Source organism: Neobacillus bataviensis, assembly GCF_019969725.1.
In genome coordinates, this window is the sequence record NZ_JAHXYW010000002.1 from 704896 (window position 1) to 725462 (window position 20567).

At 38.8% G+C, this 20567-nt stretch carries 19 protein-coding genes and 1 pseudogene; 15 read left to right on the forward strand and 5 right to left on the reverse strand.

Translation table 11 applies throughout. From position 1 onward, the window contains the following. The first annotated feature begins 8 nt into the window (after nt 1-8). From LC455_RS08165 to LC455_RS08175, 3 genes are all read left to right on the forward strand, one after another. Complete coding sequence (locus LC455_RS08165; RefSeq protein ID WP_223589715.1) at nt 9-974, forward strand: tRNA dihydrouridine synthase; 966 nt, start codon at nt 9-11, stop codon at nt 972-974. Nucleotides 975-1352: 378 nt separating this feature from the next. Continuing rightward, nucleotides 1353-2513, forward strand: a complete 1161-nt coding sequence (locus LC455_RS08170; RefSeq protein WP_223589717.1) for a C40 family peptidase — start codon at nt 1353-1355, stop codon at nt 2511-2513. Nucleotides 2514-2640: 127 nt separating this feature from the next. Beyond that, nucleotides 2641-2865, forward strand: a complete 225-nt coding sequence (locus LC455_RS08175) for a hypothetical protein (protein WP_223589719.1) — start codon at nt 2641-2643, stop codon at nt 2863-2865. Nucleotides 2866-2924: 59 nt separating this feature from the next. Here the strand turns inward: LC455_RS08175 and LC455_RS08180 are convergent, their stop codons facing one another. Further along, nucleotides 2925-3701 (reverse strand): acetoacetate decarboxylase, encoded by a 777-nt coding sequence (locus LC455_RS08180; protein ID WP_223589721.1) that lies wholly within the window; start codon nt 3699-3701, stop codon nt 2925-2927. A 261-nt stretch (nt 3702-3962) separates the two neighbouring features. On the opposite strand from LC455_RS08180, the gene LC455_RS08185 reads away from it, so the two are divergent. Both LC455_RS08185 and LC455_RS08190 read left to right on the forward strand, forming a co-directional pair. Beyond that, entirely contained in the window at nt 3963-4652 is a 690-nt protein-coding gene (locus LC455_RS08185) for a CoA transferase subunit A (RefSeq protein ID WP_223589723.1), read from the forward strand. A 1-nt stretch (nt 4653) separates the two neighbouring features. Then, nucleotides 4654-5358 carry a 3-oxoacid CoA-transferase subunit B gene (locus LC455_RS08190; protein WP_223589724.1) on the forward strand — a complete coding sequence of 235 codons (705 nt, stop codon included), beginning with the start codon at nt 4654-4656 and terminating at the stop codon, nt 5356-5358. A gap of 41 nt (nt 5359-5399) precedes the next feature. On the opposite strand, the gene LC455_RS08195 is transcribed toward LC455_RS08190, so the two are convergent. From LC455_RS08195 to LC455_RS08210, 4 genes are all read right to left on the reverse strand, one after another. Beyond that, entirely contained in the window at nt 5400-6890 is a 1491-nt protein-coding gene (locus LC455_RS08195) for a peptide MFS transporter (protein WP_223589726.1), read from the reverse strand. A 271-nt stretch (nt 6891-7161) separates the two neighbouring features. Further along, on the reverse strand, nt 7162-8238 hold the full coding sequence (locus LC455_RS08200) for a GIY-YIG nuclease family protein (RefSeq protein WP_223589727.1): 1077 nt from the start codon (nt 8236-8238) through the stop codon (nt 7162-7164). A 98-nt stretch (nt 8239-8336) separates the two neighbouring features. Further along, nucleotides 8337-8708 (reverse strand): DoxX family protein, encoded by a 372-nt coding sequence (locus LC455_RS08205; RefSeq protein ID WP_317851423.1) that lies wholly within the window; start codon nt 8706-8708, stop codon nt 8337-8339. A 91-nt stretch (nt 8709-8799) separates the two neighbouring features. Continuing rightward, a complete protein-coding gene (locus tag LC455_RS08210) occupies nt 8800-9102 on the reverse strand; it encodes an EthD family reductase (protein WP_223589729.1) in 303 nt (100 codons plus the stop codon). A 262-nt stretch (nt 9103-9364) separates the two neighbouring features. On the opposite strand from LC455_RS08210, the gene LC455_RS08215 reads away from it, so the two are divergent. The 10 genes and pseudogenes from LC455_RS08215 to argC all read left to right on the forward strand — a co-directional run bounded on the left by LC455_RS08215 (nt 9365) and on the right by argC (nt 20549). Continuing rightward, nucleotides 9365-10129, forward strand: a complete 765-nt coding sequence (locus tag LC455_RS08215; RefSeq protein ID WP_223589730.1) for a MerR family transcriptional regulator — start codon at nt 9365-9367, stop codon at nt 10127-10129. 133 nt (nt 10130-10262) lie between these two features. After that, nucleotides 10263-11879, forward strand: coding sequence for an acyl-CoA dehydrogenase family protein (locus LC455_RS08220; RefSeq protein ID WP_223589732.1), 1617 nt, complete (start codon nt 10263-10265; stop codon nt 11877-11879). 216 nt (nt 11880-12095) lie between these two features. After that, nucleotides 12096-13109 (forward strand): ABC transporter ATP-binding protein, encoded by a 1014-nt coding sequence (locus LC455_RS08225; RefSeq protein ID WP_223589734.1) that lies wholly within the window; start codon nt 12096-12098, stop codon nt 13107-13109. Then, a complete protein-coding gene (locus LC455_RS08230) occupies nt 13090-14058 on the forward strand; it encodes an ABC transporter ATP-binding protein (RefSeq protein ID WP_223589736.1) in 969 nt (322 codons plus the stop codon). The genes LC455_RS08225 and LC455_RS08230 overlap by 20 nt, the downstream gene beginning before the upstream one ends. Before the next feature lie 48 nt (nt 14059-14106). Continuing rightward, the gene (locus LC455_RS08235; RefSeq protein WP_223589869.1) at nt 14107-15723 is read left to right on the forward strand and encodes an ABC transporter substrate-binding protein; all 1617 of its coding nucleotides are present in this window, start codon (nt 14107-14109) and stop codon (nt 15721-15723) included. A gap of 73 nt (nt 15724-15796) precedes the next feature. Beyond that, on the forward strand, nt 15797-16804 hold the full coding sequence (locus tag LC455_RS08240; RefSeq protein WP_223589738.1) for an ABC transporter permease: 1008 nt from the start codon (nt 15797-15799) through the stop codon (nt 16802-16804). Between the two features lie 12 nt (nt 16805-16816). Then, the gene (nikC, locus tag LC455_RS08245; RefSeq protein WP_223589740.1) at nt 16817-17716 is read left to right on the forward strand and encodes a nickel transporter permease; all 900 of its coding nucleotides are present in this window, start codon (nt 16817-16819) and stop codon (nt 17714-17716) included. Between the two features lie 351 nt (nt 17717-18067). Further along, nucleotides 18068-18523 (forward strand): annotated as a pseudogene (locus tag LC455_RS31350) (shikimate kinase); the annotation flags it as partial. Between the two features lie 9 nt (nt 18524-18532). Continuing rightward, the gene (aroD, locus tag LC455_RS31355) at nt 18533-19297 is read left to right on the forward strand and encodes a type I 3-dehydroquinate dehydratase (RefSeq protein WP_263297731.1); all 765 of its coding nucleotides are present in this window, start codon (nt 18533-18535) and stop codon (nt 19295-19297) included. Between the two features lie 208 nt (nt 19298-19505). Next, a complete protein-coding gene (gene argC, locus LC455_RS08255; protein ID WP_223589741.1) occupies nt 19506-20549 on the forward strand; it encodes an N-acetyl-gamma-glutamyl-phosphate reductase in 1044 nt (347 codons plus the stop codon). Nucleotides 20550-20567 lie beyond the last annotated feature (18 nt).

Sequence of the window (20567 nt, forward strand, 5' to 3'; positions counted from 1 at the left end):
ATTTGAATATGACAGATAATTTTTGGCGTGATTTACCACGACCTTTTTTTGTACTCGCGCCAATGGAAGATGTGACGGATGTTGTTTTCCGCCATGTAGTAAGCGCGGCAGCTAGACCTGATGTGTTTTTTACAGAGTTTACAAACAGTGAGAGTTATTGTCACCCACAAGGGATTCAGAGTGTGCGTGGTCGTTTGACTTTTACAGAGGATGAACAGCCAATTGTAGCCCATATATGGGGAGATAAGCCTGAATACTTTCGGCAAATGAGTATTGGTATGGCGAAACTAGGATTTCGGGGTATAGATATCAATATGGGCTGTCCTGTACCTAATGTGGCACAGCATGGAAAGGGAAGCGGCCTTATCCGTCGTCCAGAAGTTGCAGCAGATTTAATACAAGCAGCAAAAGGAGGAGGATTGCCCGTAAGTGTAAAGACAAGGCTTGGTTTCACTGATATAGACGAATGGCACGACTGGCTGACACACATATTGAAACAAGACATTGTAAATCTTTCCATTCATCTGCGTACAAGAGAGGAAATGAGCAAAGTAGATGCTCATTGGGAACTAATCCCGGAGATTAAGAAACTTCGTGACAAGACGGCACCTGATACACTCTTAACGATCAATGGGGATATTCCTGACCGTCAAACTGGCTTGAAGCTCGCCCGTCAATATGGTGTGGATGGGGTTATGATTGGGCGTGGTATTTTCAATAATCCTTTTGCCTTTGAAAAAGAACCGAAAGATCATAGCAGTAAGGAATTGCTTGATCTCTTAAGATTGCATCTAGATCTCCATGATAAATACTCAAAATTAGAGCTGCGTTCGTTCAAGGCTCTTCATCGCTTTTTTAAGATTTATGTCAAAGGATTTCGAGGGGCGAGTGAATTAAGAAATCAATTAATGAGCACAGAGTCAACAGATGAAGTGCGTGCAATACTCGATGACTTTGTTGGGTCATTCAAGTAAAAAGTTTTACGATTTCACCATTTTAAGTAGGTAGTATAAGTAAAGGGTATCATTTTAAAGAAAGACAACTAACCCTTTTTGGGAGTTGTCTTTTTTTGTTTCTTATTACGGCAGAAAAAAATATAAAATTTAGCCCATTCATTAAGGAACGGGCTTTTTATGTTGATAGGATATTAGTCCTGTTTAGACGAAGGTTTAATCTCAATATTACTCGACATAATCCGTTAAACTTCGGGTTGTGACAGGAAACTTTTTCTACATAAAATTACAATTATATTACATTAGCGACAGATTCATTGTTTTTCGGCCCATTGAATTATAAACTAGGAATATATTAGTAATTTGATAAAATGATAGGTTATATAAGGAGATTTTGTGATGATTAAGAAACTATTAAAATATACATTATCGGCTGCCGTCCTTGCCTCTATGATTCAAGTAACACCTACTTTTGCTAGTCCAAATGATTCACCAGTGACACAAGGACAAATCGATGAGACAAAAGGACAAATCGATGATTTTGAAACAAAGATTCAACAATTAGATGATCGAATCAGCCTTTCAATGGAGAAAAGCCAAAAGCTAAACGATGATATTAAATCACAACAAGGAAAAATAGTAGAAACAGAGGCTGACATTGAAGAAGCCAAAAAGTCATTAGATAATCACAAAATGGTCTATTCTGAACGGCTGAAAAGCATACAATTAGAGGGTAAACAATCACTCGCTACATATGCGGAGCTTTTACTTTCGTCTCAAAACCTTTCTGAATTTTTAACCCGTTTCACTGCTATTTCGAAGATTATGGAAAGTGACACAGACCTGCTGAATGGGTTAAATCAAAAAGAACAGGAATTAAAGATTGCAGAGCAAAAATTGCATAACGAATTAGTCAAATTGAAAAATAGTCAAGCTGAATTAGCTTCTGCACAACAAAAGATTGAACAAGATAAACAAGAGATAGCAAAGGAATTGACAGCCGCCAAAAACAAATTGCAAAACCAACAGGATCAATTAGCTGAACAAAAGGCTCAGCAGGAAGCGGCGCGACAGGCGGCTCTATTAGCCCAGCAGCGAGCACAGCAAGCGCAACAAGCACAACAACAGGCTAAACAGCATACTTCGGTAAACAAAGGTTCAAAATCATCAACACCAGCTTCTGTAGCAGCTATCCCAGCTAGCTCAGGGGGTGCAAGTGCTGTTATTGCCTATGCTAAACAATTTTTAGGTGTCCCTTACGTTTGGGGCGGGTCAACACCAAGCGGCTTTGATTGCTCTGGATTCACTTCCTATGTGTTTAGAAATTCAGTCGGCATTAATCTTCCACGAGTATCGCGTGACCAACAGAATGTTGGTACGAGAATTTCCCCGAGTCAAGTACAACCGGGAGATTTAGTGTTCAGGGGTAACCCTGCCTATCATGTCGGCATTTATATTGGTAACGGACAATATATCCATGCCCCGCAAACAGGTGATGTTGTAAAAATTGCAAAATATGATGCATCAAAATTTTCAAGTGCTGCAAGAGTATTGCGATAATAGTATCCCAAAAAGCAAAGGAATCATAATCGATTTCTTTGCTTTTTGCGTTTAAATTTAAACTTTGAACAAATGGATATCCATGAATAAATTTGAAAAAAATAATAGGGAAAAGGAGGCTATTCCTATGGATTTAAATTTTTTTAATAAAAAAAATGAGGAACGAGAATCACTTGAACAAGTTCTAGAACATTCAATCGAAGTGGAAGAAGATCTGATGAGGACCTATTTGATTACGGCAGAGAGGGTTCACGATGATGATGAGTTAAAGGAGCGGTTAGAAAACTTTGCCGAAGGAAATGCGAAAAGGACAAAACAACTCCTTGATGAGTTGAACGATCGAAAAGAGTAATAAAATGAAAGTGGACCCTCCCATCTAAGGAAGGGTCCATTTTTTTTTAACAAAGCTATTTATTTTTGACTGATTAATTCCTTCTTGTCAACGGTTTGCTCTGCCGCAAGATAGTCATGGACAACTTTCGTACGAGGCAGAGAAAGGTCGGTGAGAATATGCGATGCCGACACAATTTCAAGCACTGGCAAATCAGCCATTGGTGCAAGCGCATGGGCAAATAGCTGCAAGCGGGCTGGGGAGGTCCAAGCGCCTTTAATCGTAATATCTGTAATTTCGCCGCGAACCAGCTCACAAATCCTCGGTTTCCCATCCTGGCCTCGAATTAGCTTTAGCATAAAATAGGGTTTGCAAATCTCTTCCCGAGCTTGCTCTAAATCAATTTGCTGGTGCTTATATCCCATAGTAGCGGTAGCCACTCTTAAAGTCCCATAATCCAGCGTTCCGACTAACGTATCTGAATCTATGTAAAGATTTGGTTTTCCAAGTTTTTTCGGGTAAGCTCCAACTTCTCTGCCTGCCGCAATCGCAGGGTGGTTATCCACGTACATCGAGTGAACATAATCCCCTTTTTCGCCGTTGAAACTTACAGGGATGACTTGACCAGACTCCGTATAAGAGCCTAAGCCGGTTACGTCCGGCATGCGGATCAACTCGAACTTAACAAGTGGTTCATCGATTTCTAATGGCTCTGGAACTATTTTTCTCAATGCTTCTTTATCAGTACGATAAAGAATGTTCAAATATTCCCGGTTATTAAACCGATATGGTCCACGGGGAAATGCAGGAGCATCTAATGGTGTTGAGATTTGCTTAGCAACTTGATCTAGTTTCATATTAATTCTCATCCTTCCTTTGATCCCGGGTCAAAACTCGGAGATAATATTATTTATTAATGGTCTAAATGAAAAATAAATTTAGGCTAAAAAAATGCCGAAATGAAGGGGAAACACAATAAGAACAAAGAAGAAATTTGTCGAAACTTTTTTCAAAAATTATTTATTTAATAACAATTGACAGAAAATTTATTATTTTGTTTAATAATAACATACCAACCGGTCAGTATCAATACAAAAAACAACAACAAAGGAGAATGGATGATGAGCGCTACAATTAATCAAATTGAAACACATGTCCAATTTTTATCATCTGAAGAAGCTGTTAAACAAATTCCTGAAGCAGCTAAAATTATGGTGGGTGGTTTTGGCTTTCCTGGGATGCCTAGATACCTATCAAAGGCTCTAATAAATAATACTAACCTACATAACCTTACCCTTATCATGAATAGCCTAGGCAGCGTGTCTGTCCTAAATGATTTATTCGTTCAGAACCGTATCAAAAAAGTGATTGGCAGCTTCTTTTCAACTAATAAGGATTTAGTAAAGGCTTATCGTGAGGGGAATGTAGAGATTGAGCTGTTGCCTCAAGGTACGTTTACTGAAGCCATTCGACTGGGAGGAGCGGGGATCCCGGCTTTTTATACTCCGACTGCCGCGGGTACGGATTTAGCAAAAGGAAAAGAAATTCGTGTCTTTAATGGCCGCGAACATGTTCTTGAACATTCTTTAACCGCTGATGTAGCAATTATCAGGGCACATAAAGCAGATAAGGCTGGTAATCTTGTCTACAAAAAAACGGCTCAGAATTTCAATCCAGTAATGGCGACTGCCGCGAAGCTGACAATTGTAGAAGTAGATGAAATTGTTGAAATTGGAGAACTTGATCCAGATTCAATCGTTACACCATTTATCTTTGTGGATATCGTTGTGAAGAGGGAGGAAATTTAAAATGAGTGATTCAATTAAGCATTACATTGCATGGCGATGCGCACAAGAATTAAAATCAGGTGTTGTGAATCTTGGAATTGGTATCCCTACCTTGGTTGCCGATTATTTACCGAAGGGACGGATCACCCTCCATTCTGAAAATGGCATTCTTGGGGTTGGACCTGAGCCGGGGCCAGATGAAATCGTGCAGAATGTCGATCAAATGGATTTGGTAAATGCTTCAGGTGTACAACCGATTACAGCTTTGCCTCATGCTTCCTACTTTGATAGTTCCCTCTCTTTTGCGATCATGCGAGGAGGACATCTGGATGCTACTGTAATTGGTGCCTTGCAGGTATCTGAAGGTGGGGATATTGCAAGCTGGGCTGTACCAGGGAAGGATGTTCTTGGGGTAGGTGGAGCAATGGATCTGGTTATTGGAGCTAAACGAGTAATCGCGGCCCTGACCCATCTTTCACCTAAAGGAGAACCGAAGATTCTTCAAGAGTGTACCTATCCTCTTACTGCTAAAAAAAGAGTGGATACTATTGTCACCGAATATGCAGTATTTAAATTCCGTGAGGGGCGTTTATGGTTAGTAGAATTGGTAGATGAACTTACCTTAGAACAATTGAAGGAAATGACACCTGCTTCATATGAAATTGCAGACGATTTTCAATGGGTTCAAAGAAAAGAATTAATAGAAAAAGAGCTAGTCCTAAAATAAACAAAAGGCTGTTGATTCGCTCAACAGCCTTTTAACTTTAATTAACGTACACCTTTCATGAAGCTTTGAATCTTTGGTGAAAGAATAAATAGGATAATACCAAGGACGATCGAAGCTCCACCGATTACACCGAAGTATGTCATTTCGGTTTCTGGTGTATAGAATTTAACAATTTGTGCATTAAGAGCTTGTGCAGCCGCACTTGCTAAGAACCATAAACTCATCGTTTGTGCTGAGAAGGCAGCTGGTGCTAATTTTGTAGTTGCTGATAATCCAACAGGTGATAAGAGTAATTCGCCAAATACGCAAATTAAGTAACTTAAAACAAGCCATAATGGATTAACTAATGAATCTGAACCACCAAGGTAAGCAGGTAAAAGGATAACAAGGAAAGATACGCCTGCGAACAATAATGATAACGAGAATTTCTGCGGAATCGTCGGCTGGCGTTTTCCTAATTTTACCCAAATTGCTGCAAAGATAGGTGCAAAAATGATAATAAATAATGGGTTTAAAGATTGGAACCATGCAGGAGAAATGTGGATTCCCGCAAAGTCTAACTGTGTGCGTGTATCTGCATAACTAGCAAGGATGGTTGAGCCTTGCTCTTGAATTGACCAGAACATTACAGCTGCAATAAATAACGGAATATAGGCAATGACCCGTGAACGTTCTACTGCTGTTGTTTTAGGGCTGCGGTACATGACAATGAAATACATGGTAGGAATCAAAATACCAAGGATAGTTACTAGATTGATAAAGCTCTCAAATGTTAACATTCCCATTGAAACTAAAACAATACATAAAACCGCAATAATGACTGCACCTAATCCAATAATTGTGAAAACTTTTTTCTTTTCAGCAGGGGACAATGGATTATGAACCACTGTACCAGCAAGGCCGAGATTCTTTTTCTTTGTTAAAATAAATACGATTAATCCTAAGAACATCCCGACAGCAGCAATACCAAATCCTAAATGGAAGCTGTAATCCATAACAGATCCAACGATTAACGGTGATAAAAATGCCCCTGCGTTAATCCCCATATAGAAAATAGTAAAACCTGCATCACGGCGATTGTCTTCTTCACTGTACATTTCTCCTACAACAGTCGAAACGTTTGGCTTCAGAAGTCCTGTACCAAGGACGATTAATACCATCGATAAGAAGAACATTGAAACGCTTCCTGGTATGGCAAGAACGATATGACCAAACATGATCAAAATTCCACCGTAAAAAACGGCTTTTGACGTACCAAAAATTCTGTCAGCTAACCAACCGCCGATAATTCCGGACATATAAACGAGTGATCCGTAAATGGACATAATGGAGAGAGCGAGGGTTTTATCAATGCCCAATCCACCTTTGGAAACTTCGTAGTACATATAGAATACAAGGATAGCTCTCATTCCATAATACGAAAAACGCTCCCAAAATTCCGTAAAGAACAGTGTAAATAATCCTTTAGGATGTCCAAAAAATCCCTTTTGAGGTACACTGTCCACAATTTTCTGTCTATTCAAGTCTGACATCTTACTACCTCCCTTTTTTACTATTTTATAATACTTTTTTTGTTTAGAATCGTCAAAAACTTTTTTTGGAAATCAAGAATGTAAGCGATTTAAATCCTTGATAATAGTGGGTTTTCAAGAATAATGAGGTTAAAAGAAAGTTTTTTTAAAATAATAATTTTATTCGGAAAAATAGAATTTTCACTTAAAACAACTCTTAGGAAAATTGATTATGTTTCGAGGATTCTGAAATAATAAAAGCCCTTGGTTTTTTAATTGCTAAACCAAGGGCTCATTTATAATGAAAAATTAGTTCATAAAGGGCTTCATCTATTAAGGCTGTTTTTTTAGATTCAATCCCATTCTCAGGGATAATTTTAAAGCTGCAGTTTTCGCTCTTTATATAACTATAGATGATTTGCGCTTCATCAAGATCCTCTTTGCTTACCTTCGTGGTGGAAGAGGTCGTATTAAAATAGGTTAATATTTTTTCTTTAATGCTCGAAAGAAGTTCAAGCTCATTTGTACTTCCCAAATGATACTTTCCACTAAATAAAACTTTATTACCCTTAATAAAAAACAGTTTAAAAGTGGATTCAGTTAAGGATTCCCTGACAACTAAATTTTTATCTTCTTCAGTAAACTCAATGACTTGCTCCTTATAGATAATAGCGTTTATTGCATCTAGCATGTTTCGATATTTTGACGCAGCCTCAAAATCATATTGTTCGGAAGCATTAATCATGCTTTGATTTAGTTCCTCAAGTATGCTAAAGTCGGTGCCGCTAAGTAAATCAATTATTTTGTTTATAATGTTATCGTAATGATCAAGTGCTTGTCCTCCAAGACACATGCCAATACACAATCCTAAGGAATAGTTTAAGCATGGCCCATTTTTCATAAAAGGATTACTGCAGCTTATTTTAAAAGCTTCTTTTAATCCTTGAATGGCTCTTTCTGCCGTGTATTTGTTAATAAAGGGCCCAAAATATTGATTAGTGTCATTTTCGATAAATTTATCTGTTACTTCTAATATTTGATGGCCTTTTTCCATTTTAATAACGATATAGGTATATGATTTTGGACTTTTCATCTTTCTATTAAAAATAGGCTTGATTTCTTTTATTAATTTACATTCCAGCATAAATGCTTCAAATTCTGTATCTGTAAGGATATAGTCAAAATCATTTAGGTTTGCCACGAGCTTTTTTATTTTTTGTGGATGAGCTTTTAAGTTTTGAAAATAAGATTGCACTCTTTTCTTAAGACTTTTTGCTTTTCCAACATAAATGATGTGGCCTTGGGAATCTTTCATCAGATAAACCCCAGGTGATAGAGGCAGGTTCTTTACCTTTTCTTTAATATTCAAATGCATTCCCTCTCTAAACGATAACTTGATAAATGTTATTTTAACACACTAAAAAACCAAATTGGTTTTAACAATCTGGTTCTACTTGGATTGAATGTTCAATTGCGATACCTCTTATATAGATAGAAGAGTAATAATATCATCACAATATCTAGTCTTGCATTGAAAGCAAATTGAAGCAGACCGGTATTTAATGTTGGCAATTTGGTTAAAAAAAGAGTTGCAATCATAATTCCAATTAAAGGGATCACCGCATTTTTAACCGCTTTATTAACCAATATTAAAAGGCCGCAAACAATTTCTAGTAAAATAACAACCTTTAATATTATATGAGGATAGGGTAGTCCTAAACGGAGAAAACTGCTTGCCAGTTCAGCACTCATTAATTTCATAAGTCCAGATGTAATAAATACATAGGCCACTGCAAGTCGAATTAGATTGCTTGTTGAAAACGAAGTATAAATGAGAATCCCCCCTTATCCATAAATGTATGCAAAAATTGGGACAATCCATTACAAAAAAATAAAAAGACCCTATTTTTATAGGATCTTACCTTCGTTTCTAATCTACTATCGCAATTACAGGCGGCTTATTCAAGAATTGCATAAGATTTAATACATCTCCTTGCACTTCACGACCCTCAGGAGATGCCAATGCCTGCCCTAATGTCTGGGGATCATCAAAATGAAGCTCTGCAATGAGAAATAAATCTTCATTCGTATTTTGAACTTGTAAAACGTGATGAATTTCAGCCCCTTTAAGATTAGGGATTCTTTGCACTAGAGGTATATGTACATTGTAATAATACTTTTCAAATCCCTCTTTATCTTTTGGTTGATTATACATAACAATAACCTTTGCCATAACCCTGCCCCTTTCAAAATTTCGTGGTATTTTTTACCTAATAACATTATAAAGGGGGAAAATTCCTTGTATTATCAAAACTGTTCGACAAATATTTCCTTTAGTGCGCCTTTTGATGCCTCTTTTGGTGCCTGACACCACTCGTGGACATTTGTCCACCGGTGGTGTCAGGCACCATTTTATTAAAACGAAAATTAGGCAAAATACTAATTGACATTGACGCTGCGTTAAGGTGTATCGTTAGCTATGAGGAGATGATCGAATGGAATATACAGTGCAAAAGCTAGCAAGTCTCGCGGGTGTCAGTACCAGAACGCTCAGGTATTATGATGAAATTGGAATTCTTAAGCCGGCAAGAATCAATTCGTCAGGATACAGGATTTATGGGCAAGCAGAAGTGGATAGACTCCAGCAAATTCTATTCTACCGAGAATTAGGAGTAGGCTTGGACAGCATTAAAGAAATCGTTACGGCTCCTTCCTTTAACGGTGCAAAGGCCCTCAGGGAACATCGCGAGAAGCTCCTCGAAAAGCGGATTCAATTAGATTTATTAATTGCTAATGTTGAAAAAACAATAGCACAATCAGAAGGGAGAATGAACATGTCAAATAAAGAAAAGTTTGAAGGCTTTAAGAAAAAAATGATAGATGATAATGAGATAAAGTATGGAAAAGAAATTCGCCAAAAGTACGGAAATGATACGGTCGATAAATCAAATGCGAAACTGCAAAATATGACAGAGGAACAGTATACGGAAGTGTCAAAGCTAGCAGAACAAGTCCAGGAAACCTTGGCGGAAGCTTTTAAAACAGGTGATCCAGCAGGGGAGCTGGCGCAAAAAGCAGCCGATCTTCATAAGCAATGGCTCACTTATTATTGGCACGAATACAGCAAAGAAGCCCACGCAGGACTTGCACAAATGTATGTCGATGATGAAAGATTTACCGCCTATTATGATAAAGAACAGCCAGGGACAGCAGAATTTTTAAGGGATGCCATCCAAATTTATACTGGAATGAAAAAATAGACAATAAAAAGACCCTGTTAATGTCCAATCCCAAGCATTACAGGGTCTTTTGCTTTTTGATTTATCGTAACTTTGCCTTTATAATAAATACTGAAAATTATGAAATTTTAACCAAAAGGGAGTGAGCCATTCCATGAATCTAGCTTCCCAAGAGACTGAAACAAGAGGAAAAAATACGTATGCTTTTGATGAATTCGTAGAAAAACGTGAAAATCTTGACTGGTACCGTGAAGAACCGTTTTTGCAAAAAGCAGTGAGAAAATTTACCGGGTCCCAATTTGAGAAACTCCATGAAAACATTCTTTCTTTCTCACCTACTGTTTCTACAAAATGGAACCAATTAGCTGAACGAATTGCCAGACCAGAGGTTAGGCCATATATGCTTCATTATGATGCATTTAATCATCGAATTGATCGCATTGTCCGGCCTATGGAAGTCCATCAATTAGAACGCGGGGTATTTGGGGAAGGTCTTTTTTCTAGCAAAATGACTCATTGGGAAAGCTTTGTGAAGCGAATGCTGATTCACCAAATTGGCGAAGGCGGAGTTACTTGCCCTCTAACATGTACCCATGGATTAGTAGCTCTGTTAGAGCAATTTCCGAATGAAGAATACCCAGAGCTTCAAGAAATTTTGCAGCATACAAAAGAAGGGATAGACGGCGAATTTGCAATTGGCGCCCAGTTTATGTCAGAAATCCAAGGCGGTTCGGACCTGCCAGCCAATGTTCTTGAGGCCGTCCAGGATGGAAAGAATTATCGCCTATATGGTAATAAGTTCTTTTGTTCTGCGGCCCATGCGGATTATTCTGTAGTTACTGCCAAAATCTCAGGGACAGATAAAGTCTCTACATTCATTGTTCCTGCTTGGCTCCCTGGCGATAAGGAAAAAGAAAAACGCAATGGATACGAGATTAACCGGATAAAATGGAAGCTTGGTACCGCCGAATTACCGACTGCCGAAATTCAATACAATGGGGCATTGGCCTATCCGATCGGTCATAAAGATAAAGGGATTGCTGTCGCGGTCGGCATTGTTTTGACCTTGTCCCGGCTAGAAATCGGTATTGCCTGTGCAGGATTTATGCTGCGGGCATCAAGAGAAGCTAGTCTTTACAGCGATTTCCGAACCGTTTTTGGTAAAAAAGTAAATGAATACCCGCTTGCTGCGAGCAAGCTGAGACGAATCGAAAAAGCTGCAAAGCGTACAACTGCAGGTGCTTTTAAAATCTACGATTTGTTTTTGCGTTTAGAAAAACCTCTTAATCCGGGCATAAAATCAGATCATCCGATCGAAACCCGGAAACAACTATTTAACTTACGCGAACTTATTTTATTGCAGAAAATTTGTGCCACCAATGAAGGTGCTGAAATATTAAGGGATACCATCTCAATGTTTGCCGGGCATGGGGTAATGGAAGAGTTTTCTTCCCTGCCGCGAATTTTTCGTGATGTAGTTGTTAATGAACAATGGGAAGGCCCGCGCAATCTACTATTAACGCAAATTTATCGTGATCTCCAAAGAGTGGCAGACTGGTATTCTCCTAGAGAATTTGTGAGCAGTGTATTAAAGGGGGCACATCAAGATTCAATAAAGAAATTCTCTGAACAGCTGGAGCATTTACTGCAAAGTCCTGTTTTAGGAGAAGTAAGCGAGGCTTCAATCGAAGCAGCGGCTGAATGGGATACATTCTGTGATTCCTTCTTCAAAGCGTATCAGGAAGTGGCACTAACAGAAATCGAACAATAGAATTTTAAAAAAATAAATGAAGCCTGACACCTCTCGAAATGCGATGATGTCAGGCTTTTTTTAAAGCGCTTACAAATATGGAAGAACTGGATAAAAATTTAATCATTGACAAGTTTCAATAAAAAAGCAAAAATAATCATATATTGAATTATTGTAAAATTTATTATTTTAAAATACTTCCGTATAGTCAGAAAATACTATTAGGTAGGTGTCAGTGTGATAAAAGAACCTATTCTTCAAATAAAAGACTTAAAGGTATCATTTCAGTCTGGGAAAAAACTTTTACCAGCAGTGGATGGTATCAGTTTTGAATTAAAAGAAGGAGAAATCCTTGGAATTGTAGGAGAATCAGGGAGCGGTAAGAGTGTTACATCCTTGGCTACGATGGGGCTAATTCCTTCCCCGCCAGGTAAAATCGAAAATGGTGAAATTATATTCGAAGGTAATGACCTAAAAAACATATCCGAAAAAGAGTGGCGAAAAATCCGCGGAAATCAGATTTCGATGATTTTCCAGGAGCCGATGACTTCCTTGAATCCGTTATTTACGGTTGGAAATCAACTGATGGAAGCAATTCGATTACATACAGATCTTTCAAAAAGAGAAGCGATTGTTCGAAGCATCGAACTATTAAAGCTGGTCGGGATTCCAAGGGCAGAAGGAATACTAAAGGAGCACCCGCATCAGCTGTCAGGCGGAATGAGACAAAGGGTCATGATAGCCATGGCGATGGCCTGTAATCCAAGGGTATTGATTGCGGACGAGCCAACAACGGCGCTCGATGTTACGATTCAAGCGCAAATCCTCGCGTTAATGAAGGATTTAAATAAAAAAACAAATACTTCCATTATTCTAATTACCCACGATTTGGGCGTAGTAGCGGAAATTTGTGAACGTGTCATTGTTATGTATGCGGGTCAAATTGTGGAACAGGGTGATGTCAGAAGAATTTTAAAGGATCCACAGCACCCTTACACAAAAGGTTTATTAAAATCAGTTCCTGACTTAAGAGGGAAAAAAGACCGTCTTTACAGTATTCCGGGAACCGTTCCGACACCGGGGACTGTCCATAAAGGCTGCCGATTTGCCGCAAGATGTGCCGAACAATTCGGGAGATGCCATGTGGAATCACCAGATTTATTTCATTTGGAAAAAGGCGGACATGAAGTGCGCTGTTTCCTACATACATTGAAGGAGGGGAGTGACCAGCATGTCAGAGTTACTTCTTGAGGTAAATGGACTTAAAAAATACTTCCCAATCACTGGCGGCGTTTTTGGAAAGAAACAAGGGGAAGTTAAAGCAGTTGATGATGTTTCCTTCTATGTTAAAAAAGGGGAAACGTTGGGCATCGTTGGTGAAAGCGGCTGCGGAAAATCGACAACCGGCCGATTGCTCATGCGCTTGATTGAAGCGAGTGATGGGCGAATTGTTTTTGAAGATAAAGAGATTACAAGAATGTCGAAAACAGATTTAAGGAAAATCCGCAGGGATATTCAAATGGTATTCCAGGATCCCTATGCTTCGTTAAACCCAAGGCATTCGATTGAGCAGATTTTAGAAGAGCCGTTGATTGTCCATTGCATCGGTACAAAGGAAGAACGCAAAAAACAGGTAAAAGAAATGCTCGAGGTAGTAGGTTTAAGCAGTTACCATGCCAAGCGATATCCGCACCAATTCAGCGGCGGGCAGCGTCAGCGGATCGGAATTGCCAAAGCATTAATGACAAAACCAAAGTTGATTATTGCTGATGAGCCTGTATCTGCACTGGATGTTTCCATCCAGGCACAGGTTCTTAACCTAATGAAGGACATACAAGAGGAGTTCCAACTTACATACATATTTATCGCCCATGATTTAGGTGTAGTGCGTCATATTAGTGATCGGGTAGGTGTAATGTATTTAGGCAGATTAATAGAATTAGCTGAAAGTGAAGAGCTTTATGAAAATCCAAGACATCCATACACGAAGGCCCTCCTTTCGGCTGTACCAATACCAGATCCAGATTTGAAGAAAAGAACAATTTTAATTGAAGGTGAACTGCCAAGCCCGGCAAATCCTCCTTCAGGCTGCGCTTTCCATACTCGATGCTCTCAAGTGATGGATATTTGTAAAACGGCAAGACCTGCAGAACAAAATCTCAACGGTCATTATGTTGCCTGTCACTTATATAACAAGTGATAGTCAGCATTCATGATATAAAAAAGAATTAGGGGGTAAGAAATGCTTATGAAGAAAAAGTCTTTTAAACTGCTGTTGATTTCACTTTTAGCCATCAGTATGTTTTTAGTTGGCTGCAGCAGCAAAACGAATAATGAATCAGGCGGCAAGAAGGAGCCTGCTTCTGGCAACAGCTCGAAGAAGGATACACTTGTATACGGTCGCGGTGGAGATTCCACTTCTCTTGACCCTATTACAACTACTGAGGGTGAAGCCTTCAAAGTAACCGAAAATATTTATGAAACATTGTTGCAGTATGGTGATCAAGATACGACTGTTAATCCTGGACTTGCTGAAAAGTGGGAAGTTTCTCCTGATGGATTAACTTACACCTTCCATCTTCGTCAAGGAGTAAAGTTCCATGACGGAACTGATTTTAATGCAGATGCAGTAGTATTTAACTTTGACCGCTGGATGAACGGCGATTCTGACAAATTCCCTTATTACACAATGTTTGGCGGATATAAAAAAGATGAGGGCCACGTTATTAAAGAAGTAAAAGCAGTCGATGCAAATACTGTTCAATTTGTATTAAAGCGTCCACAAGCTCCGTTCTTAAAGAACCTAGCGATGTCTCCATTCGGAATTGCCAGCCCAACAGCTGTGAAAAAATGGGGCGACGATTTCAGAAGCCATCCGGTTGGAACAGGACCATTCAAATTTGTTGAGTGGAAACAAAATGATACCATTACTCTCGAAAAGAACCCTGACTACTGGCAAAAAGGTCTTCCTAAGTTAAACAAAGTCATTTTCCGTGTAATTCCTGAAAACACTGCACGTCTAAATGCTCTTGCCAACGGTGAGATTGACGTAATGGATGGATTAAACAATTCAGATGAAGCAACTGTTAAGGGCAACGACAAGCTTCAAGTAATCGAACGTCCTTCAATGAACGTTGGGTATATTGGTTTAACAACGACTCGCAAACCATTCGATAACAAGCTTGTTCGCCAAGCGATCAACTATGCTATCGATAAGAAAGCGATCATTGATGCATTCTATGGCGGTAAAGCACTTCCAGCCGTTAACCCAATGCCTCCTTCTATTGAAGGATATGACCAAGACATTCAGCCATACCCATATGATTTAGAAAAAGCAAAATCATTATTGAAAGAAGCTGGCTACGAAAAAGGTTTCTCAATTGATTTATGGGCAATGCCTGTAGCACGTCCATATATGCCAGAAGCTCAAAAAGTTGCTGAGGTTATTCAAGAAAGCTTGAGCAAGATTGGTGTTAAAGCAAAAATCCAATCTGTTGAATGGGCAACATACCTAGACAAAGCGGCAAAAGGCGAGTTTGATATGTTCATGCTCGGATGGACAGGCGACAATGGAGATCCTGATAACTTCCTTTATACTTTACTAGATAAAGATAGCATTGGAAGCAATAACTACTCCTATTACAGCAATGATGCCCTTCATGATGTATTGATTAAAGCTCAAACTGAAACTGATCAAGCAAAACGTAACGATCTATACAAGCAAGCTCAAGAAATCATCCATGATGATGCTCCATGGGTACCACTTGTTCACTCAACACCATTGTTAGCCGCCTCTAAGGATGTAGTAAATTATTTACCACACCCAACAGGCTCTGAAGCTCTGACAAAAGTAGATTTTAAATAATAATTAACAAAAGGGGAGGGAGCATTGCCTCCCCTTTTGTTAACGAATCAGTTTTAACAAAGAGGTGATAAAATTGTTTACATACACGGTTCGACGTTTATTTTCATTAATACCGGTTTTGTTCGGGATGACTTTAGTTGTTTTTGGCATTATTCATGCCATCCCGGGAAATCCTGCGCAGGTTATCCTTGGTCAAAGGGCAACAAAAGAAGCCATTGCCGTATTATCGAAACAACTGGGGTTGGACAGGCCTTGGTACATACAATACGTGGACTATATTAATAAACTATTACATGGGGATTTAGGGACTTCACTCCGTACAAGGGGGCCGATAAACCATGAAGTATGGCCATTTTTAGCGGCCACAATCGAACTCACAGTCGTTGCAATGGTAATTGCTATCATCATTGGTGTAAATGCAGGGATTATTAGTGCTTGGTTTTCGAAATCCTGGTTCGATTATGTCGCAATGGTCCTTGCACTAATTGGGGTTTCACTACCGATTTTCTGGCTTGGTTTAATGATGCAATGGGGCTTTGCAAATGAATTAGGCTGGCTCCCGACAACTGGAAGAGAAAATGTCAGGGATCCCGTCTCGGCCATTACCAATCTCTATTTAATAGATACGCTCATACAGGGAAGATTTGACCAATTTGGTACTGTTATCAAGCATTTGATCCTGCCAAGCTTTGCTCTTGCGACCATTCCAATGGCAATTATTGCAAGAATGACACGTGCAACGATGCTTGAGGTTATGAGATCTGATTATGTCCGAACTGCTAGAGCAAAAGGTCTTAGAATGTTTTGGGTTGTTTACAAACACTCTTTAAAAAATGCTGTAATCCCAGTACTTACCGTCATTGGTTTGCAAACAGGACTTCTATTAGGCGGTGCGATTCTGACGGAAACAATCTTTGGCTGGCCGGGAATTGGGCGATATTTATACGATGCAATTGGTTATCGCGATTATCCAGTTATTCAATCCGGGATATTAATTATTGCAGCAATCTTTGTCCTAATAAATTTAATCGTGGATCTATTATATGTTTTTGTTGATCCAAGAATTAAATATACGAAATAGGGGGGATTACTAGTGGCTGAACTTGTAAAAAACACAGCAGATATCACAATAAGAGCTGCCGAAGAAAAGCTGACACCTCCATGGAAGGAGGCTTGGCAATCCTTCTATAAAAATAAATTAGCCGTAATTGGCTTAGGAATTGTCATCTTTTTTATCATATTAGCCATCGCCGCGCCATGGATCGCGCCGTATAGCTTTAAAGGTCAAGTATTGTCCGAGCGGATGCAGGCTCCATCATCCAAGCATTGGTTCGGCACAGATGACTTTGGCCGGGATATTTTTTCGCGGGTTGTATATGGTGCGAGAATTTCTTTATGGGTCGGGTTTTTCTCAGTATTAGGATCTGTAGTAGTCGGAACCTTTCTTGGAATTGTGGCTGGATATTATGGACGCTGGATTGATAATATCATATCTCGTATCTTTGATATTATGCTGGCTTTTCCGAGTATTCTTTTGGCGATTGCGGTTGTGTCTATCCTTGGACCATCCTTGCAAAATGCCCTTATTGCCATTGCGGTTATCAATATTCCTAACTTTGGCCGGCTTGTTAGGTCTAAGGTGTTAAGTGTAAAGCAAGAAGAGTATATAATGTCAGCCCGTGCAGTTGGTATGAAAGATGCACGGATCCTTTTCCGTCATATTTTACCAAATAGTATTTCCCCAGTAATTGTTCAGGCGACCCTGGCTATTGCGACTGCTATTATTGAGGCAGCTGCCCTGGGCTTTCTAGGATTAGGTGCACAGCCTCCTACACCAGAGTGGGGGAAAATGCTGGCGGATTCAAAAAACTACATTACACAAGCACCGTGGACATTGATTTTTCCAGGTCTAGCCATTATGCTGACCGTCCTTGGATTCAACTTAATGGGCGATGGCCTGCGTGATGTGCTAGATCCGAAAATGAAGCAATAAACTTTGAGACTCCGTGTGGGGTCTCTTCTTTTTTGGGATATCGAATCGTTTATAGAATGGGGTATTAAATTTGTAGAATGTATCTTATTAAATTGTAGAATGTACCCGTAAATTTGTAGAATGCATTGGCAATTGTAGAATGCGCCTTCAATATTGTAGAATGTGGGCTTAAATTTGTAGAATGTACCTTAATAATTTGTAGAAAGTATCCAGAAATTTGTAGAATTGTTCAGCTTTAAGGCTTATAATTGAAAAAAATTCAGAAAAATCACTTCAACTTATTGCATAGTCGTAGGGGGATCGAAAAAATTGGATATTGATCGTGAAAAAAGCATTGTGTTTATCGGATTCATGGGTGCTGGGAAAACAACGATAGGTAAACTAGTAGCACAAAAACTGAATCGAGAATTTATCGATATTGATGAAGAGATTGAAAAGGAATTTAATATACCTGTATCGCAGATATTTAAGGAATTTGGAGAAAAGGTATTTAGGGACAAGGAAAAAAGTTTAATTACGAGTTTGAGCCAGCAAAAGAATGTAATAATATCTGTTGGTGGGGGAGCATTCTTACAGGAAGAGATTAAAAAGGTTTGTTTATCTTCCTCCATAGTAATTTTTCTAGATATAGCTTTTGAGAGCTGGAAGGAACGATTAAACTTAATTATTGATAGCCGGCCAGTTTTGCAAGGGAAATCAATTGAGGAAATGCAAGAGCTTTTTTACAATAGGCAAAAAGTTTATGCAGATCATCATTTGAAAATTCAAACCGATAATAAAAATCCAGAGGAAATTGCAAACCAACTCTTAGAGAAAATGAAAAAAACAATAACTATTAAAGGTCTTACAATTGGGGAAGGGACACCAAAAATCTGTACGCCGATGGTGGGGAGGTCAGTATCAGAATTAATAGATGAAGCATTACATATTAAAACAATTGATGCAGATATTGTTGAGTGGCGGGTCGACTTTTTTGAAGAGGTAGAAGATTTTTTGAAGGTAAAAGAAGCTCTTAAGGAAATCCGAGGTATCCTGCCAAAGGTTCCGCTAATCTTTACATTTAGAAGTGAAAGAGAAGGTGGAGAAAAGGAATTAAGTAATCAAACCTACTTAGAATTAAACAAAGCGGCTGCGCAAACCAGATTAGTTGATATCATTGATGTTGAGCTGTTCAATGATGAAGGTATTATAAAATCCTTAATTGAAACAGCACACTCAAATGATGTGTTCGTCATCATTTCTAATCATGATTTTGAAAAAACACCTCCCAAGGATGAAATCGTGTCACGATTACGTAAAGCACAGGAGCTAGGCGGAGATATCCCGAAAATAGCGGTAATGCCAAGAAACACAGGAGACGTGTTAACCCTATTAGATGCAACCAACTCAATGAAAGAACTTTATGCCAATACGCCGATTATTACCATGTCGATGGCTGGTCAGGGTGTTATCAGCCGAATAGCAGGTGAGGTGTTTGGATCTGCAATTACATTTGGAGCTGCTAAAAAGGCATCCGCACCTGGGCAGGTACCGGTGAATGACTTACGCAAGGTCTTGGAAATCCTGCATTCAAATTTATAAATATTAGGATGAAAGAAAGTGCCCTGTCTGGTACTTTCTTTTTTTGTTGGCAATTGCATAAAAGTTGTATAATCTTACAAGAAAAAATGAAAGCGTTTTCAAAATTTTTCTTAATAATTTTCAATAAAAACGGAAAATTGAGCAATTTTTCCGTTGAATAATTATATATATGTATGTATAATAATTCATTATTAGAGGAACTTAGGAGATGAAAAAATTGAAGGTTGGCATAATCGGTGGTACAGGATATGGATCAATTGAACTTATTCGCTTGATACAAAAACATCCCTATTTAGAAATTGGTTCTGTTGTTTCTAACTCGCAGGCGGGCACACCTTTTAGTGAGGTATACCCCCACTTATCTGGTATCGTTGAGCAGCCACTTGATAAATTCGATCCAGATCATTTATGTGAAAATGAATTTGTTTTTTTAGCTACTCCCTCGGGTGTAAGCAGCAGGCAAGTGCCTGCCTTACTTGATAGGGGTATTAAATGTATAGATTTATCAGGAGATTTTCGATTGAGGTCTTCTGAAGAATATGAAACATGGTATAAACATTCACCAGCAGATCCGAACTATTTACAAAAAGCAACTTATGGGTTAAGCGAAATTTATCCGAAAAAAATAAAACATTCCAGCCTCATCGCAAACCCTGGATGCTATCCAACGGCAGCCACCTTAGGACTATTGCCAATAGTAAAAACAAATTTAGCAGATTACGAGTCAATTGTAATTGATGCAAAATCTGGTGTTTCAGGCGCTGGAAGAGGACTTTCGTTAACCTCTCATTTTGCTGAAATCAATGAGAATATAAAAGCTTATAAGCTCGGGGCACATCAACATATTCCTGAAATTGAACAGGTTTTAGAAGATGAATCGGGCAGCCCTATTACCATTACTTTTACAACCCACCTCGTGCCAATGAATCGGGGAATTATGTGTACGATATATGTGAAATTAAAAGAAGACGTATCTATTGAAGATATTCAGCAAATATACGATGAATTTTATAAAAATAAACCTTTTGTAAGAGTAAGGCCACAAGGAAATATTCCTTCGACAAAAGAAGTCCAAGGATCCAATTACTGCGATATTGGTTTACATGTTGATAAAAGAACAAACCGCCTAACCATCATCTCCGTTATTGACAATTTGGTCAAAGGAGCAGCGGGCCAGGCGATTCAGAACGTAAATATAATGAACGGATGGGATGAGCGGACGGGGCTTACTGACATTCCACTATATCCATAATAAGAATGATAAATTGAT

What these genes read in the sequence shown, in the direction of transcription:
- LC455_RS08165 (WP_223589715.1), top strand. Translation starts at nt 9, where the DNA reads ATGACAGATAATTTTTGGCGTGATTTACCACGACCTTTTTTTGTACTC.
- LC455_RS08170 (WP_223589717.1), top strand. Translation starts at nt 1,353, where the DNA reads ATGATTAAGAAACTATTAAAATATACATTATCGGCTGCCGTCCTTGCC.
- LC455_RS08175 (WP_223589719.1), top strand. Translation starts at nt 2,641, where the DNA reads ATGGATTTAAATTTTTTTAATAAAAAAAATGAGGAACGAGAATCACTT.
- LC455_RS08180 (WP_223589721.1), bottom strand. Translation starts at nt 3,701, where the DNA reads ATGAAACTAGATCAAGTTGCTAAGCAAATCTCAACACCATTAGATGCT.
- LC455_RS08185 (WP_223589723.1), top strand. Translation starts at nt 3,963, where the DNA reads ATGATGAGCGCTACAATTAATCAAATTGAAACACATGTCCAATTTTTA.
- LC455_RS08190 (WP_223589724.1), top strand. Translation starts at nt 4,654, where the DNA reads ATGAGTGATTCAATTAAGCATTACATTGCATGGCGATGCGCACAAGAA.
- LC455_RS08195 (WP_223589726.1), bottom strand. Translation starts at nt 6,890, where the DNA reads ATGTCAGACTTGAATAGACAGAAAATTGTGGACAGTGTACCTCAAAAG.
- LC455_RS08210 (WP_223589729.1), bottom strand. Translation starts at nt 9,102, where the DNA reads ATGGCAAAGGTTATTGTTATGTATAATCAACCAAAAGATAAAGAGGGA.
- LC455_RS08215 (WP_223589730.1), top strand. Translation starts at nt 9,365, where the DNA reads ATGGAATATACAGTGCAAAAGCTAGCAAGTCTCGCGGGTGTCAGTACC.
- LC455_RS08220 (WP_223589732.1), top strand. Translation starts at nt 10,263, where the DNA reads ATGAATCTAGCTTCCCAAGAGACTGAAACAAGAGGAAAAAATACGTAT.
- LC455_RS08230 (WP_223589736.1), top strand. Translation starts at nt 13,090, where the DNA reads ATGTCAGAGTTACTTCTTGAGGTAAATGGACTTAAAAAATACTTCCCA.
- LC455_RS08235 (WP_223589869.1), top strand. Translation starts at nt 14,107, where the DNA reads ATGAAGAAAAAGTCTTTTAAACTGCTGTTGATTTCACTTTTAGCCATC.
- aroD (WP_263297731.1), top strand. Translation starts at nt 18,533, where the DNA reads ATGAAAAAAACAATAACTATTAAAGGTCTTACAATTGGGGAAGGGACA.
- argC (WP_223589741.1), top strand. Translation starts at nt 19,506, where the DNA reads ATGAAAAAATTGAAGGTTGGCATAATCGGTGGTACAGGATATGGATCA.